Genomic DNA, 959 nt, shown 5'->3' on the forward strand with positions numbered 1-959 from the left:
GTACAGCTTCATCGTCATCCTGCTGTCCGGTACCTTCCTCACGTTCTTCTTCCAGGCCTCCATGGCGGAGGTCGTCTACAACGGCTCGTACGTCCCGCTGAAGGGCATCTCGATGTCGTCGGCGATGCAGAGCACGCTGAACATCTCGTTCGAGGTGCGCGGCGGTCTGCTGGTCCGTCAGATCCACCACTGGGCGGCGCTGCTTTTCGTGGCGGCCATCGGCCTCCACATGCTGCGCATCTTCTTCACGGGAGCGTTCCGCAAGCCGCGTGAGCTGAACTGGATCATCGGCTTCGTGCTCTTCATCCTCGCGATGGCCGAGGGCTTCACCGGCTACTCGCTGCCGGACGACCTGCTCTCGGGCAACGGCCTCCGCATCATCGACGGCCTGGTGAAGGGCCTGCCGGTCGTCGGCACGTGGATCTCGTTCCTCCTCTTCGGCGGCGAGTTCCCAGGGACGGCGATCGTCGGACGCCTCTACACGCTGCACATCCTGCTGCTTCCCGCACTGGTCGTGGCGTTCATCGCACTGCACCTGATGTTCGTGGTCATCCACAAGCACACGCAGTACGCGGCCCCCGGCCGCTCGCAGGGCAACGTGGTGGGGTACCCGGTCCTCCCGGTGTACGCGGCCAAGGCCGGTGGCTTCTTCTTCATCGTGTTCGGTGTCGTGGTGCTGATGGCCTCGCTGTTCACGATCAACCCGATCTGGAACTACGGCCCCTACGATCCATCGCCCGTCTCGGCGGGCACCCAGCCGGACTGGTACATCGGCTTCGCCGACGGCGCGTTGCGCCTGGTCCCGCCGGGCTGGGAGTTCGTGTGGCTGGACCGCACCTGGTCGTTCAACATCATCGTGCCGGTGGTGATCCTCGGACTATTCATCGTGACGGTCATGATCTACCCGTTCCTCGAGGCGTGGGTCACGGGCGACAAGCGCGAGCACCACATCCTGGACC

1 protein-coding gene is annotated in these 959 nt (G+C 64.4%); it reads left to right on the plus strand.

Annotated elements, in window-relative coordinates:
• Positions 1–959, plus strand: a 959-nt coding sequence (qcrB, locus tag ACPYOG_RS19170) for a cytochrome bc1 complex cytochrome b subunit (protein WP_481295729.1), incomplete at both ends; no start/stop codon positions are given.

It is taken from the genome of Leifsonia sp. HAY1-4F (genome assembly GCF_056755275.1).